Source organism: Parvularcula sp. LCG005 (genome assembly GCF_032930845.1).
Taxonomy (GTDB): domain Bacteria; phylum Pseudomonadota; class Alphaproteobacteria; order Caulobacterales; family Parvularculaceae; genus Parvularcula.
In genome coordinates this window covers 1,825,323-1,838,685 of the sequence record NZ_CP136758.1, presented here as the reverse complement: position 1 = coordinate 1,838,685, position 13,363 = coordinate 1,825,323, and the positions used below count along the sequence as shown (strand labels likewise).

The window sequence follows — 13,363 nt, the reverse complement described above, 5'->3', positions numbered from 1 at the left end:
CGCCGGAACTTTTTCGTTCAACTAAGCCGCATTGTAGCCCGCGACGGGACGAGCGCTGCCCGTCACGATGGTCCCACCCGAACCGGAAGGAGGCCATCATGCCACGGAAGAAAGACCCGCTCGCCGAACTCAAGGGCTTCGAAGCCCGGGAAGCGGAACTCAAAGAACGCAAGAAGGCCCTGCAGGACGAAGCGGCCCGATATCTCGGCAGCCTGGTCATGGACGCCGGGCTCGACAGCTGGAACCCGGAGCAATTGCGGGAGGGTCTGGTGAGACTGGCCGCCGAGGGACCGGATCGGTCCGACGCCAAAGCGGTTCCGACCCGTCCGGCATCCGTGCCGAACGGGGAGGCGAACGAACAAACGGCAGCGGTCATTGCAGACGCTCCCGCCGCTGGGTCCGTTCATGGCTGAGGGGCACCACATTGGTGGCCCGGATGTCATCTTCCGGCGGAGGATCGGCGCCTTCGTCATCGGGCGTCCGGCGGGGGGTCAGCTTGCGCAGTTCGCTCGCGATGACCTGCAGCTGACGGATGGGTTTGCCGTCCTCATCGGTCCAGCGCCGGAGGTCGAGCCGTCCCGACAGGGCGACGAGATCGCCCTTGGTCAGGTGCTCGGTGGCAAAGCGCGCGGGCTGCCCGTCGAAGAGGACAATCGGCACCCAGACAGGCGGGGTCTCCTCCGCCTTTCGACTGCTCGCGGCATCAACCGCGAGGTCGAAGCGGACAAGGATCTTCGGGTCATCCCGACCGAGATCGCAGGCATAGGGGGTGGCAAGCGGGTCGGCGCCGAGCCGACCGATGAGATGCACGTGGTTCACGGAATGTCTCCTGCCGGAGCGGGAGACCGGAACGCGTCATCAAAGAAAGCACCCCCATCTTACTTGATCTCGACCTTCTGCGCAATGTGAGCCCATGGGGCCGGGGCGGGACGCTTCCTGACTGGAGGGAGCCGATCCTTCTTTCTATGGTCGGCCGATGACGACGTCTTTTGCTGATCAACGGCGCGCCCCGAAGGTACTCGACCCGTCCTCACCCGAAGCGGCGGTAAAGTTCCACGAGGATGCGAAGGCCTTTATGGCGAAGCATGGCCGGTCGAAAGCGTCGGCCTTGGCGGCGCTTCACCGCCTCGGCGTGGTGACCAAGACGGGGCGCCTGACCAAGGCCTACCGTTCTGAGCGGTAACCCAACCGGGCAGGATGGCTTCTTGGGGCGCGACGGGATCTGTCCAATTGGGAAAGGGATGGGAGGCCCGGCACTCTCTCGCCAAGGCTACTGCACGACCCGCGCACATCCCAAGCACCCGCTACTCACAGAGGATCGCCCGCACATCCTTCAGTGTCAGGAACATGCGCGCCGGGCGGCTCGGGAAAGGCTCGAACCCGAATGAGGCGTACCACGCGCGCCGCCGCTCGAACGACTCCTCGCCGCCATCGGTCATCACGTCGAGGAGGAGGGCGAAGCATCCGGCTTCATCGGCCACCAATCGGGCCTTCTCGAAGACATGTTGCATCAGGATGCCGCCGAGGCCCTGTCCTTGGGCGCGCCCATCCACCGCGACCTGACCGAGGAAGAGGACCGGAAGCTCGCCATGGTCGGGGGCGCCGCGGGGCCGTTTCTTGAGGAGGCTCGCCTCCATCATCCCCATGCCGATGGTGTGATAGCCGAGAATGCGGTCCTCACCGTCCTCGACCGCCACATAGACCCGGGTCATGTCGGCGGTCTGCTGCTGCTTGGCAGTGAGCTGGAGGAAATTGTCGAGGCGTGGCACCCCGCAGGAGAACCCGGCCCGGTCATGCCGCGCAGGGTCGAAACGTTCGATGCGAAGCGGCGCTTTCCGCTCAGTCGGCATGCACCACCCGGGCGCGATAGGCTTTGGCGGCGGCCTTGGCCTTACTCGTGACCGTCGGTTTTCGGTCGAGAGCGGCCTCGAATTTCGCCGCGTCCTCGGCGCTCATCAAATGGCGGCTGCTCTCCTTGAGGATGCGCTGGGCTTCCTTGGCGATGGCGGCCCGGAGGAAGGTCGATTTCTCGACGCCGAGGGCCGCGACGGCGCGGTCGATGAGATCGGCCAGGCGGTCGCCATGGCGCAGCTGGGTCGTGCGCGCGCCCTTGTCCTGGCTGAGATCGGACAGATCGATGTCGAGCATGGTGGCCTCCTGACCGCCAACATGTAGTGCAGAGTGCATGACATTGCAATGCGGAGCCTTGCGTTGACGGCTCCCATGCGGTGCGCGGCGCGCGGCGGACCGAGGTAACCCGGCCCGCCACAGAAGTCAGAGCATCCGAGCTTTGAGGACCCGTCGGTCCTCCTTGGCGCGGCGCTCGAGCCGTTCGAAGGCGGCCTCCAAGGAAGCCCGGTCCTCGACCACGCCTTCGGCCATGCGGGCCGCCTCGGCATAGACCGTCAGGGTCGCGAGGGGCTCGAAGGTGAGGTCTCGTTCGATGGTGAGGCCGAAGGGACCTCTGATGCCTCGAAGCTCGTCGAGCGACACATAGCCGAGTTCGGGGAAGCCCATGCCGAGGTCGCAGAGGCCGAAGCCGAGGGCGTCGTCCTCGGTGAGCCCGGAGAGGAGCCAGGTTCCGGCGCCCGCGACATCACCCCGCGTCCTTCCGGACGCGGAAAGGTGATGTCCATCTAAAGTGGCGATCAACTTCCCGCGGACGTCCGTCCGCAGTTGATCGCGTGGCAGAAGAGCTTGACGAGGGGCGGCTGGTCGACGCTTTCGTCCTCGAATTGGATGCGCAGGCGGGTCGCCTGCTCTGGCAGGATCAGGTCCATGATCTTTCTCCGTGGGGGAAGGAGCCTTGGCGCCCGCCAGTAAGGGACCGGCGGGCGCTCTCGGGCTCAGCCTTCGGGGTTCCAGATGATGGCGAAGACGGCGGGGTCGTCCTGCCCTGCGGCGGGCCCGAGATTGGCGTAGAGCTTCCGGGGCCCGAGTTCCGGCGCCGCGAAGGTGAGGCTCACGTAAGCGCGGCCCGAGGTCTTGCCCTTGCGGTGCCAGCCCGCCCCGATCTCGGTGCGTTCGTCGGTGAAGATGCGGAAGTCGGGCTGGCGCTCGTCGGTCTTCTCGCCATTGGGCACCAGCTCGATACCGGTTGCGATGGTCAGGGTCCGGAGCGTGCCCTTGTAGGTGCCGCGCTCTTCATTGTGGGTGACATAGCCGATGGCTGCCATAGGTCCATGGTCGCCTCGGCAGGGTCATCGGCCCGCCATGGACGCCGGCGAGACCGACCCTCTTGCCTCGGCGCTGTCACCGGCGTGAAAGCGGTCGGCACCGGGGCCGCGACCTCCTCGCCCTCGGGTCGGCGACACGGAACCGGCGGAAGACCGACCACGCCCTCCCGCCTGTCTCGCATCACTCCGCCGTCCGGTCCGGGGCGTGCGCGAACCGTAAGGGCTCGGGGAGCCAGCCTCCTGCCTGTGCCTTGCGCGCGGCGACGGGGACGAGGTCCGCCTTCTTCGCCTTCTCGAGCCCCTTCATCGGGACGCCCATCTCCGTCAGCGCCGTAAGGATCTGGTCCCTCGAAAGTCGCCCGATATAGCTGTCATCGGGGTGCCAGCGGCGGGTGAGGTCTGTCCCCATCCGCCGGGCGAGGAAGGTGCCCAAGGACCGTCCGTCCTCCGTGCGTGTGTCCCCGCGCATTTCGCTCAGATCGAGGAGGCAGGACAGGGCCAGCTGCCGCAAGTCGGCGCGCGGATCTCGCGGGAGCGCGGCCACGCTCTCCAGGGTCTCGGCCAAGGACGAGGCCGCCAGCGCTTTCGCGTTGGTTTAGGGCGAAATGCGCCCTTTCAGAAGGCAGGCCCTAAGAGGGTGTTCCGGACTGCCTTGTATGATATCCCGAGAGGACATCAGTCCGACCTGCCCTGTGCTCGCCGAGGCGAAGCCGCGCCCCCATGGTCGACCGCCGCAAAGGAAGATTGAATGGCTCGTCTGGTTTATTCCTGTCGCTTTGAAGTCGCGGCTGCCGATGGTCTCGAGGACGTTCTTGCCACCTATAAGGATTGGATTGTCGGGCACTATAGAGAACGCCGCGAACTTCCCGATTTTGATTTCGCCCCAGAGGTCGCAGGCGCGCCCGAGGAGCTTCCGAAAGGTCATTCATTGGTCTCTTCCGTCTTCGAGGACAGTGGCGAACGTGCGGTTCGCATGCGCTGGGCTTACCCTGATGACACCGACGTGGGTTTGAAGTGGGCGAACGAGATCCGCGTAGGTCAGTTCGGTGATCGCTGCGGCGTCGAGCACCTCATCTCCATCGAATCTGTCGAATACAGTGTGGCTCCGGCGAAGCTGCTCTTCGGTTCGCCTCGTGCAGTCCGGGACATATGCACGAAGGCGTCCGCTTATATCGGGCAAATGCAGGTCCGGGCTGAACCGTACGCGCTGAAGCAGGATGGACTGGACGATCTACTTGCCCTTCTAACGAGTGATCTCCGGAAGCTGCCCGTCGTTTTGCTCTCGCCGTATGCCCGCGGTGAGTTGAACCAGATCGATTCTGTGAAGCTTGCGCGAAACCTTGCTGGCGTCGCGGTGGTCGTGCGCGTCGAGGATCCCGGGTTGACCTGGGACTTTGCCGACGAGGTCGGCCGACAACTGTCATGCTTCAATGGAGCGGTTCGAATCTATTGGCCGGGCTTCTCGAAGACGTCCGACCCGAGAAGCCACCGCTTGTTCTTTGGGTCGTGGATCGAGCAGGTGGGACCTCAGGCCGCCGCCCGAACAATCGAGCGCGCGATCTTCGCTGTCGCGGCATTTCGGTATGTGCCTGACGAGCGAATTTCTGGCCTGATCCGGCATGTCGAAGCTGCTGAGCGTCAAAAGGTTCTCGATCAGCAACGGGAGTCGGGTGATGAATTTTGGGAAGACTACCAGCAAACCGTCGACAAGCTCCGAGAGACAGAGGAACGTCTCGCGGGACTCGAGGCGGAAAATGCCAATCTCAGAGCTAACCAGCAGGTGTTCTTCGAGGCAGGAGCCGAAGGTCCCGGCGAACTAGCGCAGTCCGACGAGTCAGAGGATCTCTCATTCTCGTCCGTCGTGGAGGCTGTGACCGCTGCTGCCCTGCGATGTAAGAACCTGGAGATCCTCGAATCGGCCACGTCAGCTGCATCGGCGAGTCCATTCCAGCGCCCCTATGACATCTTCAACGCGTTGAGGGACCTTGACGAAATCGTCGACGATTGGAGCAAGAACCGTAGGGAGAAGGGGAGCGGCGGCGACCTGCTACAGCATCTGCGCGGCCGCGGTTGGGGAAAGCGGAGCAGCATGCACATCTCCGACACGACGCGCGGGAAGTTTCGTTTCGATTACGAATTTGAGTACGAGGGTGAGAAGCAGCTATTCGAGCCCCATATTACGATTGGCGCAGGTGACCCAAACTCTTGCGCTTCAATCCACTTCATCTTCGACCAAAAGCGTTTGAAGATGGTGATTGGGCATGTTGGTCGGCACCTCCCCAATACAAATACCTAGACCGAGCAATCGAAGCTGCACTTTCGACACTTCCCGCTCGTACGCTCATATCTGCGCGAGGCCAACCAGGGTACCTTACGCCTGTAGAGTAGTGCATCGTTCAGACGGTGCATTGACCCATCTCTTGCGGTGTGCGGAACGTCAGAACGAAGTCAGCGGCTTTCGAGGCGAGGGACGCGGCGCGAAAGACGGCCCGCTTGTCCTCGCGCAGGACGTCGAGCCAGTTCGCCAGATAGTCCGCATGCCGCACGGTCGGCACGATGCCCATTTCGGCGCAGAGGAACGCGCTCGCCATTTCGGCGACCAGTTCCTCGCGGGCATCGTCCTTGGTCCCGAACTTGGTCGTGAGGTCCCGCGCCAGCCGCGCGGCGTGGCCGGTCCAATGGCCCAGCTCGTGAAAGCAGGTGCGGTAATAATTGATCTGGTTCAGGAAGGCCGCTTGCGGCGGGACCAGAATGAAATCGTGAGACGGCACGTAATAGGCGCTATCCCCGCCGACCCGAAAATCCGCGCCCGTGGCGTGGATCAGCCTTTCCGCCTCGGGCTCGATCTGCCGTGGGGACAGGGGCGCCCGGCCCATGACGGCGTCCCCGGGAAGCCCGTCGCACTGGTCCATGTGAAAGACCGTGTACCGCTTGAGGAAGGCGACTTCCCGCGCGGCCCTGCCTGTCTGTTCCGCTTTCTGACGTTCGCTCTCCGGCGTAACCGGTCGGCATAGACGATGGGGGTGCCTCTCTCGCCCTTGCGTACCGCCCCGCCCAAGGCGAGCGCCTGTTTGAAGGTGAGCCAAAGCTGGCTCTCGCGCTCCTGTTCCCTTGCTGCTCGAAGGCTGCACCCAAGGGACCGTGCCCTCCTCCATCTGTGCGATGATCCGGGCGGTGACCGCCTCATAAAGGTCACCATGGGTCTTTTCTCTCCGTCTACGGGTCATGGTTCGTCATCCTTTCCCCGCCCCCGCAGTTTTCCCGGAAGGGCGGGGGGCGGCGAGAGCCCGCGTTCCGCCCGAAGCCTCAAGGGCCGGCCGCAAGGGCGGGGGTAGGACGACGAAAAGAAACAGAGACGGCCCTGTCGCCGCCGCCCTTGCGGCCGGACCGCTTCGGGCGACAGACGGGCGCCGCCCCCCGGCCGAGAGGGAAACCAAGACCCCGCAAAGTCAGGCGGCCTTGGCCGCCTGTCCCAATGCGCGCCCGAAGGCGCGCGCCGCGCGAAGGATCAAGTCCCGAAGGGCGGAGACCGGCCCGGCCGGGCTCCGTTCACGCGAGCCTGGTCCGAGAGGACGCGCCAGTCCTCCGACCTTGGTTAAATTGAGGGGTGGACTCGCTTAAGTCGCACTTCCTCTCGCCACGGATCTATGGGCTCGATACCGAGTGCTCTGGGAGGGTGAGCGACGAGCCTTTTCTATTAAACGATACATACTGATGAACCAGCTGGCCCGTGAAACCTCGATAGTCGGACGACACTAGCTTGCTCCTTCTCTAAGTGAGTTTGACCAACAGTGGTGGTCGTCAATTGACCTTGCTTATTGGCGCTAGACAGCCTTGACTATAATACTGTGACCGTTCTGATTGTTTTTTTCGGCGTGATCGCCGCTCTTTATGCTTCCGTCGGTTTTGGTGGCGGTTCGAGCTACAGTGCGCTTCTCGTTGCGATGAGCGTTTCCGCAGCGGCGATCCCGCTCATCTCGCTGTCCTGCAATCTCATCGTTGCTGCAGGCGGTGTCGCTCACCGTGCGCGCATAAGAAGCATTCCCTGGCGCCAAGCTCTGCCGCTTGTCGCCCTCTCAGTACCGGCCGCGTGGCTCGGGGGGCGGACGCCGATTGCAGAAGAGGTGTTTCTCGCCCTTCTTGGCGCGGCGCTTGTTTGTTCCGGAGGCATCCTTCTCTTTGGTAAGACTGGTGCACCTTCCCTGCCGATCGTGCCGTCCGGCCCCGTCCTACTCCTCACCGGCACCGGGGTCGGCTACCTTTCAGGGTTGGTGGGTATTGGCGGTGGAATCTTCCTTGCGCCGCTACTTCATCTCTTTCGATGGAATACGCCCCGGCGAATTGCCGCGACCGCCTCGCTCTTCATCCTCTTCAATTCCGCCGCGGGGCTGATTGGTCAAATCCAAAAGACGGGCGAGATCGCGCCTGCAGTGCTCCGCGAATATGGGCCGCTGATCGTCGCCGTGCTCATCGGCGGTCAGGTTGGATCCCGGTTGGGCGCTGCGCTCCTGCCAGAGCAGGTGTTGCGAGCTATGACTGCGATTCTCGTCCTTGCTGTCGGGCTCCGCTTGCTTTTTCCTGTGGTGCGCCGCACATTGGGGGGGTGACATCTATCAATTCCTCCCCTCTTTTTGACCCATTCGGGCGCCGCATCGAATATTTGCGCGTTTCGGTGACGGATCGCTGCGATTTGCGCTGCCAGTACTGCATGGCGGCGCAGATGACCTTCCTACCGCGTAAGGACCTGCTTTCGATCGAGGAGCTTAGTCGCCTGACTGACGCGTTCATCGACCTGGGGGTGCGCAAGGTTCGCCTGACCGGTGGAGAGCCACTGGTGCGGCGCGGGATCATGGATCTTATCTCCCGCCTGTCCGCGTACCTTGGTGACGGTTCGCTCGATGAGCTTACGCTTACGACCAATGGCACGCAGCTTCGAGCTCATGCGGCGGCGTTGGCGTCGGCGGGGGTCCGGAGGGTGAATGTCTCTCTCGATACGCTGAACGGGGCAGCGTACCGCGCGCTGACGCGGGGCGGACAGATCACCGATGTGCTCTCGGGGATCGAGGCTGCGAAGGCGGCTGGGATCAGGGTAAAGATCAACGCGGTGGCCCTGCAAAACACCGCGATCCATTTGCGCGGGCTGATCGAATGGGCGCATTTGGAGGGGCATGATGTATCCCTGATCGAGGTCATGCCGCTTGGCGACACCGGTACGGACCGGACCGATCAGTACGTGCCCCTGTCAGCGGTGCGCGACGACCTCGAAGCGGTATGGACGCTGGTTCCCTCGGCGCACCGGACCGGCGGACCGTCGCGGTATGTCGATGTGGAGGAGACGGGTGGGCGCCTTGGATTCATCACCCCCCTGACGAATAATTTCTGTGAGGGCTGCAATCGGGTGAGGCTGACCTGTACCGGCCGGCTCTATCAGTGCCTTGGCCAGGAATCCCACACCGATTTCCGCGAACTGATGCGGGCCGGGATCGACGAAGCGGGCCTGCGGTCTGCCATCATCGCCGCCATCGCGCGAAAGCCCTATGCGCATGATTTTGTCATCTCCGAAGGCTCGGCCCCGGCGACCACGCGGCATATGAGCGTGACCGGCGGTTGATCATGCGCGTTCTGTTCTTTGGTAAGTTTGGCGAGCGCTTCGGTCCGGCCCATGAGGTGGAGACCGAGCCGGGCGACACGCCCATCACCATCGCCGAGCGGATGTTCGACGCAGATGCCGATGCGCTGGAGGCGCTATGTCATCGGTCTACGTCCTATATTGTCGACCATGCGGTTGTGCCTTCCGACCATGTCCTGGACAAAGCCGAAGAGCTGGCCTTTCTGCCGCCGGTTTCGGGCGGATGACCGCGTCGGTTCGCATCACGTCGGACCCCTTCGACCCCGAAGGCGAAGCGGCCCGCTTCCGGACACGTCTCGGGGAGGGGAGAGCCGGCGCCATCGTCACCTTTACCGGCACCGTCAGGGGCCTGCCGGGAGAGGGCACCCGGCTCGTTCTCTCGCACTATGAGGGGTATACGGATCGAGTGATCGGCAGGTTCGTCAGCGGCGCCATCGACCGTTTTTCCCTTCTGGGGGTGGTGGTCGTTCATCGTGTCGGTGAGATGGCGCCGGGAACGCCGATTGTCTTCGTGGCGACGGCCACCGCGCATCGGCGTGCCGCGTTCGAAGCGTGCGATTTTCTGATGGATCACTTGAAGCAGCGGGCCCCCTTCTGGAAAAAGGAGGCGGGACCCGAGGGCGCGCGATGGATCGAGCCGACCCTGCAAGACCGGACTGATTTGAAGAGGTGGGAGTAGGCCGATGCACGGGATCAACGAGAGTCTAGAGTTCCGCCCCGTGGGCGTCGCGGTTCTGACGGTGTCGGACACCCGGACCGTAGAAAACGATACGTCGGGCGATACGCTGGCCGCGCGGATTGAAACGGCCTGCCACCGGCTCGCCGCACGGGACCTTCTGCGCGACGACCTCGGCGCAATCCGTCATCGGATCATCGACTGGGCCGCGAGGGACGATATCGCGGCCATCATCACGACGGGCGGAACGGGGCTGACCGGGCGGGATGTCACCGTCGAGGCCATCAGGCCGCTGTTTGACAAGGAGATCGACGGCTTTTCGGTTGTGTTTCACATGGTCAGCTATGACACGGTGGGCCTCTCGACCCTGCAATCCCGCGCGTGTGCTGGTATCATCGACAACACGTTCGTGTTCTGCCTTCCCGGCTCGACCGGCGCGGTGAAGGATGGCTGGGACAAGGTGATCGCCGCGCAGCTCGACAGCCGACATCGTCCCTGCAATCTCGTCGACATCATGCCCCGGCTCGGCGAATGAGCAAGCTCACCCATATCGGCCCCGATGGCACGCCACGAATGGTGGATATCGCGGGGAAGGCGGTGACGTCCCGGGTGGCCGTTGCGGAAGGCCTCCTACAGACCAGGAGCGAGACCATCGATCTCATCCGTCAGGGGACGAAAAAGGGCGATGTGATCTCCGTTGCGACATTGGCGGGCATCATGGGCGCCAAGAGAACGGCGGATCTCATCCCCCTGTGTCATCCCTTGCCGCTCTCCGGGGTCGATGTCGAAATTGAGATTGACGAAAACATCCCTGGGCTGAGGGTTACCGCCACGGTTCGAACGGACGGCAAGACAGGGGTGGAGATGGAAGCACTCATCGCGGTCACGGTCGCCTGCCTCACCCTCTATGATATGCTGAAGGCCGCTGATCGGGGGATGGTCATCACGGCGGTCCGGCTCCTCCGCAAATCGGGCGGCGCGTCAGGCGACTGGGTCGCCGAAGGTGGCGTAGAGTGACATGTCTACGACGAAACCAGCCGCATTTGCATTGGAGAACGCGATTTCCTGCTGCGCACTGTTGCGGCACGAAAATATTGCTTGATTGAAGCGTCGTTTTCCCTCACTGTGTAAAGACCGGGACGACAGCCCAACGATGGGCGGTCGTTCATAGGAACGCCTCCGTGAACGGACACGTGGGCACCCACTCCCGAAAATCAATTCGTTTCAGCTGCGCCCAGCAACCCTGTTGGCGCGTTCTCGAGTGAGGGACTCTGTCCATGACCGTTCAAACTTCTGCAAAATTCTGTGCCGCATTGGTTGGCGCCGTTTCGATCATCGCCACCACGGCGAGCGCCGAATGGCTTGATGTGGAAAAGGACGAGCTTACGCTTGGCTTCATCAAACTGACCGACATGGCGCCGCTCGCGGTGGCTTATGAGCTGGGGTATTTCGAAGACGAGGGCCTCTATGTGACCCTCGAGCCCCAGGCGAACTGGAAAGTGCTGCTCGACCGCGTCATCGACGGGGAGCTCGACGGGGCGCATATGCTGGCGGGTCAGCCTCTTGGGGCCACGATCGGCTTCGGGACGCAGGCTGACATTATCACCGCCTTTTCCATGGACCTGAACGGCAACGGGATCACTGTTTCCAATGAAGTCTGGGAACAGATGAAGCCCGGCATTCCCAAAATGGCCGACGGGCGCCCTGTCCATCCAATCGGGGCGGAGTACCTTAAACCCGTCGTTGATTCGTACCGAGACCAGGGGAAGCCGTTCAAGATGGGGATGGTGTTTCCCGTCTCCACGCACAATTACGAGCTTCGCTACTGGCTTGCGGCTGGCGGCATTAATCCGGGTTACTACGGGAAAACAGACATCACCGGTCAATTCCAAGCTGATGCCCTGCTTTCGGTGACGCCGCCGCCGCAAATGCCCGCGACCCTCGAGGCTGGCACGATCTATGGGTACTGCGTCGGTGAGCCTTGGAACCAGCAGGCGGTGTTCAAGGGCATCGGCGTCCCGGTCATCACCGACTACGAGATCTGGAAAGATAATCCGGAAAAGGTTTTCGGCGTCTCTCGCGAATGGGCGGAGGAAAACCCGAACACGCACCTGGCGCTCGTCAAGGCGCTGATCCGCGCTGCGATCTGGCTCGATGAGAACGACAACGCCAATCGTGAGGAGGCCGTCGAGATTCTTGCGCGCTCTGAATATGTCGGCGCTGATGCGGAGGTCATCGCCAATTCAATGACGGGAACGTTCGAGTACGAAAAAGGCGATAAGCGCGACATCCCGGACTTCAACGTATTTTTCCGGTATAATGCAACGTACCCGTACTATTCCGACGCCATCTGGTACCTGACCCAGATGCGCCGGTGGGGGCAGATCGCCGAATCCAAGCCGGATAGCTGGTATATGGACACGGCGAAGAAGGTCTACCGACCTGACGTCTACCTCGAAGCCGCGCGGATGCTGGTTGACGAAGGCAAGGCCGACGAAGCTGATTTTCCGTGGGACACCGACGGCTTCAAGCCACCGCAGAAAGAGTTCATCGACGACATCACTTTTAATGGTCGCAAGCCCAATGAATACCTCGCACAGTTTCCGATCGGCCTCAAAGAGGGTGAGATCGTGAGCGATGACGGTCGGGTAGTAAGCGAATAATTCAATAAAAGGGGGCGGCGTGCGAGGCATGCCGTTCCTTCCGTATACTGGGATATGAAAAATGTCTGCGACAAAAGTTGTTCCTATGCGACAATCCTTCGACGCACCAGCCGATTCGAACCGGCCTGATGAGCAAGCTACGGCGCCGGTTCCGCAAGTGGCGTCCGAGCCGTCGGCACCAAAAAAGAGCGGTGGTGGAAATGTCATCCGTAAAGTGATGAATATATTCTCAATCATCGGTATCGGCTTCATTCTGAATCCGTTCATCCGTATGACAATGGGGGAAAGTCCGAAACAGAATTTCGCCGCACTGTGGCGGGACCTCGGCATTCCGCTCCTTGCGATTCTCGGGTTTCTTGCGGCGTGGTCCGCCGGCGCGAGCCAGGTTGAAACGAGCCTTGGCAAGATTCCGGGGCCCGTTGCGGTCTGGGAGCAGTTTGAGGCGCTTGTTGACGACCACAAGGCGACCCGTGAGAAAGCGGCCGCATTCTACGATCGCCAGGACGCGCGAAACCAGCGCTTCATCGATGAAGGGTTTCCCGAACGGGTGAAGGAACGAGCTTTCACCGGTAAGCCCACCTATTTCGATCAGATCTGGACCTCACTCCGAACCGTGTTCTTCGGGTTTCTGATCGCGACGATTGTCGCGGTTCCCATCGGGATCTTTTGTGGGCTGAGTAAGTCTGTGAACGCGGCGATGAACCCGCTGATCCAGGTGTTCAAACCTGTCTCACCGCTCGCGTGGCTCCCCATCGTCACCATGGTGGTTTCCGCGGTTTACCTGACACCCTCCGAGGCTTTTCCGAAAGCCTTTTTGATATCCGCGATCACGGTCACGCTGTGCTCGCTCTGGCCGACGCTGATCAACACGGCACATGGGGTCTCGTCGATTGACAAGGACCTCATGAATGTCAGTCAGGTGCTGCAGCTTCGGGCGTTCGACAAAATCACCAAGCTCGTCATTCCATCCTCGCTGCCGCTGATTTTCACCGGGCTGCGCCTGTCGCTCGGTGTGGGCTGGATGGTGCTGATCGCGGCTGAGATGCTGGCGCAGAACCCGGGTCTCGGAAAGTTCGTATGGGATGAGTTCCAGAACGGCTCGTCCACCTCGCTTGCGCGGATTATGGTCGCCGTGCTGACGATCGGTGTGATTGGCTTCCTGCTCGACCGTGTGATGTACACGCTGCAGGCCATGTTCACCTTCTCTGACAAGCGGTGA

General features: G+C 62.2%; 18 protein-coding genes and 1 pseudogene. 11 read left to right on the top strand and 8 right to left on the bottom strand.

Going from position 1 to position 13,363, the window contains the following annotated elements:
* The first annotated feature begins 98 nt into the window (after window positions 1-98).
* Window positions 99-413, top strand: a complete 315-nt coding sequence (locus RUI03_RS08670; protein WP_317287062.1) for a DUF6437 family protein — start codon at window positions 99-101, stop codon at window positions 411-413.
* Here the strand turns inward: RUI03_RS08670 and RUI03_RS08665 are convergent.
* Window positions 373-819: a single-stranded DNA-binding protein gene (locus RUI03_RS08665; protein ID WP_317287061.1), complete on the bottom strand. Its 447-nt coding sequence runs from the start codon at window positions 817-819 to the stop codon at window positions 373-375. The two genes, RUI03_RS08670 and RUI03_RS08665, sit on opposite strands and share 41 nt — an antisense overlap.
* Before the next feature lie 157 nt (window positions 820-976).
* On the opposite strand from RUI03_RS08665, the gene RUI03_RS08660 reads away from it, so the two are divergent.
* Complete coding sequence (locus RUI03_RS08660; RefSeq protein ID WP_317287060.1) at window positions 977-1,183, top strand: hypothetical protein; 207 nt, start codon at window positions 977-979, stop codon at window positions 1,181-1,183.
* 121 nt (window positions 1,184-1,304) lie between these two features.
* On the opposite strand, the gene RUI03_RS08655 is transcribed toward RUI03_RS08660, so the two are convergent.
* The 6 genes from RUI03_RS08655 to RUI03_RS08630 all read right to left on the bottom strand — a co-directional run bounded on the left by RUI03_RS08655 (window position 1,305) and on the right by RUI03_RS08630 (window position 3,741).
* Window positions 1,305-1,850 (bottom strand): GNAT family N-acetyltransferase, encoded by a 546-nt coding sequence (locus RUI03_RS08655; protein ID WP_317287059.1) that lies wholly within the window; start codon window positions 1,848-1,850, stop codon window positions 1,305-1,307.
* Complete coding sequence (locus RUI03_RS08650; protein ID WP_317287058.1) at window positions 1,840-2,148, bottom strand: DUF1778 domain-containing protein; 309 nt, start codon at window positions 2,146-2,148, stop codon at window positions 1,840-1,842. Before RUI03_RS08650 ends, RUI03_RS08655 begins: the two co-directional genes overlap by 11 nt.
* Before the next feature lie 126 nt (window positions 2,149-2,274).
* Window positions 2,275-2,652, bottom strand: coding sequence for a DUF2958 domain-containing protein (locus RUI03_RS08645; protein ID WP_317287057.1), 378 nt, complete (start codon window positions 2,650-2,652; stop codon window positions 2,275-2,277).
* Complete coding sequence (locus tag RUI03_RS08640; RefSeq protein WP_317287056.1) at window positions 2,649-2,780, bottom strand: hypothetical protein; 132 nt, start codon at window positions 2,778-2,780, stop codon at window positions 2,649-2,651. The genes RUI03_RS08645 and RUI03_RS08640 overlap by 4 nt, the downstream gene beginning before the upstream one ends.
* 66 nt (window positions 2,781-2,846) lie before the next feature.
* Entirely contained in the window at window positions 2,847-3,176 is a 330-nt protein-coding gene (locus tag RUI03_RS08635; protein WP_317287055.1) for a DUF736 domain-containing protein, read from the bottom strand.
* Window positions 3,177-3,357: 181 nt separating this feature from the next.
* Window positions 3,358-3,741 carry a hypothetical protein gene (locus RUI03_RS08630; protein WP_317287054.1) on the bottom strand — a complete coding sequence of 128 codons (384 nt, stop codon included), beginning with the start codon at window positions 3,739-3,741 and terminating at the stop codon, window positions 3,358-3,360.
* A gap of 183 nt (window positions 3,742-3,924) precedes the next feature.
* Here RUI03_RS08630 and RUI03_RS08625 point away from each other — a divergent pair, with 183 nt between their 5' ends.
* On the top strand, window positions 3,925-5,472 hold the full coding sequence (locus RUI03_RS08625; RefSeq protein WP_317287053.1) for a hypothetical protein: 1,548 nt from the start codon (window positions 3,925-3,927) through the stop codon (window positions 5,470-5,472).
* Window positions 5,473-5,572: 100 nt separating this feature from the next.
* Here the strand turns inward: RUI03_RS08625 and RUI03_RS14750 are convergent.
* Window positions 5,573-6,403 (bottom strand): annotated as a pseudogene (locus RUI03_RS14750) (ArdC family protein).
* A 621-nt stretch (window positions 6,404-7,024) separates the two neighbouring features.
* Here RUI03_RS14750 and RUI03_RS08610 point away from each other — a divergent pair.
* From RUI03_RS08610 to RUI03_RS08575, 8 genes are all read left to right on the top strand, one after another.
* Complete coding sequence (locus RUI03_RS08610) at window positions 7,025-7,783, top strand: sulfite exporter TauE/SafE family protein (RefSeq protein ID WP_317287051.1); 759 nt, start codon at window positions 7,025-7,027, stop codon at window positions 7,781-7,783.
* The gene (moaA, locus tag RUI03_RS08605; RefSeq protein ID WP_410795935.1) at window positions 7,771-8,787 is read left to right on the top strand and encodes a GTP 3',8-cyclase MoaA; all 1,017 of its coding nucleotides are present in this window, start codon (window positions 7,771-7,773) and stop codon (window positions 8,785-8,787) included. The genes RUI03_RS08610 and moaA overlap by 13 nt, the downstream gene beginning before the upstream one ends.
* 2 nt (window positions 8,788-8,789) lie before the next feature.
* Window positions 8,790-9,032 (top strand): MoaD/ThiS family protein, encoded by a 243-nt coding sequence (locus RUI03_RS08600; RefSeq protein WP_317287049.1) that lies wholly within the window; start codon window positions 8,790-8,792, stop codon window positions 9,030-9,032.
* Window positions 9,029-9,484, top strand: coding sequence for a molybdenum cofactor biosynthesis protein MoaE (locus RUI03_RS08595; RefSeq protein WP_317287048.1), 456 nt, complete (start codon window positions 9,029-9,031; stop codon window positions 9,482-9,484). Before RUI03_RS08600 ends, RUI03_RS08595 begins: the two co-directional genes overlap by 4 nt.
* Window positions 9,485-9,488: 4 nt before the next feature.
* Window positions 9,489-10,016, top strand: a complete 528-nt coding sequence (gene moaB, locus RUI03_RS08590) for a molybdenum cofactor biosynthesis protein B (RefSeq protein ID WP_317287047.1) — start codon at window positions 9,489-9,491, stop codon at window positions 10,014-10,016.
* Window positions 10,013-10,498, top strand: coding sequence for a cyclic pyranopterin monophosphate synthase MoaC (gene moaC / locus RUI03_RS08585; protein ID WP_317287046.1), 486 nt, complete (start codon window positions 10,013-10,015; stop codon window positions 10,496-10,498). Before moaB ends, moaC begins: the two co-directional genes overlap by 4 nt.
* Window positions 10,499-10,758: 260 nt before the next feature.
* Window positions 10,759-12,144: a CmpA/NrtA family ABC transporter substrate-binding protein gene (locus RUI03_RS08580; protein WP_317287045.1), complete on the top strand. Its 1,386-nt coding sequence runs from the start codon at window positions 10,759-10,761 to the stop codon at window positions 12,142-12,144.
* 205 nt (window positions 12,145-12,349) lie between these two features.
* Window positions 12,350-13,363: an ABC transporter permease gene (locus RUI03_RS08575; protein WP_410795934.1), complete on the top strand. Its 1,014-nt coding sequence runs from the start codon at window positions 12,350-12,352 to the stop codon at window positions 13,361-13,363.

What these genes read in the sequence shown, in the direction of transcription:
- RUI03_RS08670 (WP_317287062.1), top strand. Translation starts at nt 99, where the DNA reads ATGCCACGGAAGAAAGACCCGCTCGCCGAACTCAAGGGCTTCGAAGCC.
- RUI03_RS08660 (WP_317287060.1), top strand. Translation starts at nt 977, where the DNA reads ATGACGACGTCTTTTGCTGATCAACGGCGCGCCCCGAAGGTACTCGAC.
- RUI03_RS08655 (WP_317287059.1), bottom strand. Translation starts at nt 1,850, where the DNA reads ATGCCGACTGAGCGGAAAGCGCCGCTTCGCATCGAACGTTTCGACCCT.
- RUI03_RS08650 (WP_317287058.1), bottom strand. Translation starts at nt 2,148, where the DNA reads ATGCTCGACATCGATCTGTCCGATCTCAGCCAGGACAAGGGCGCGCGC.
- RUI03_RS08640 (WP_317287056.1), bottom strand. Translation starts at nt 2,780, where the DNA reads ATGGACCTGATCCTGCCAGAGCAGGCGACCCGCCTGCGCATCCAATTC.
- RUI03_RS08635 (WP_317287055.1), bottom strand. Translation starts at nt 3,176, where the DNA reads ATGGCAGCCATCGGCTATGTCACCCACAATGAAGAGCGCGGCACCTAC.
- RUI03_RS08625 (WP_317287053.1), top strand. Translation starts at nt 3,925, where the DNA reads ATGGCTCGTCTGGTTTATTCCTGTCGCTTTGAAGTCGCGGCTGCCGAT.
- RUI03_RS08600 (WP_317287049.1), top strand. Translation starts at nt 8,790, where the DNA reads ATGCGCGTTCTGTTCTTTGGTAAGTTTGGCGAGCGCTTCGGTCCGGCC.
- RUI03_RS08595 (WP_317287048.1), top strand. Translation starts at nt 9,029, where the DNA reads ATGACCGCGTCGGTTCGCATCACGTCGGACCCCTTCGACCCCGAAGGC.
- moaB (WP_317287047.1), top strand. Translation starts at nt 9,489, where the DNA reads ATGCACGGGATCAACGAGAGTCTAGAGTTCCGCCCCGTGGGCGTCGCG.
- moaC (WP_317287046.1), top strand. Translation starts at nt 10,013, where the DNA reads ATGAGCAAGCTCACCCATATCGGCCCCGATGGCACGCCACGAATGGTG.
- RUI03_RS08580 (WP_317287045.1), top strand. Translation starts at nt 10,759, where the DNA reads ATGACCGTTCAAACTTCTGCAAAATTCTGTGCCGCATTGGTTGGCGCC.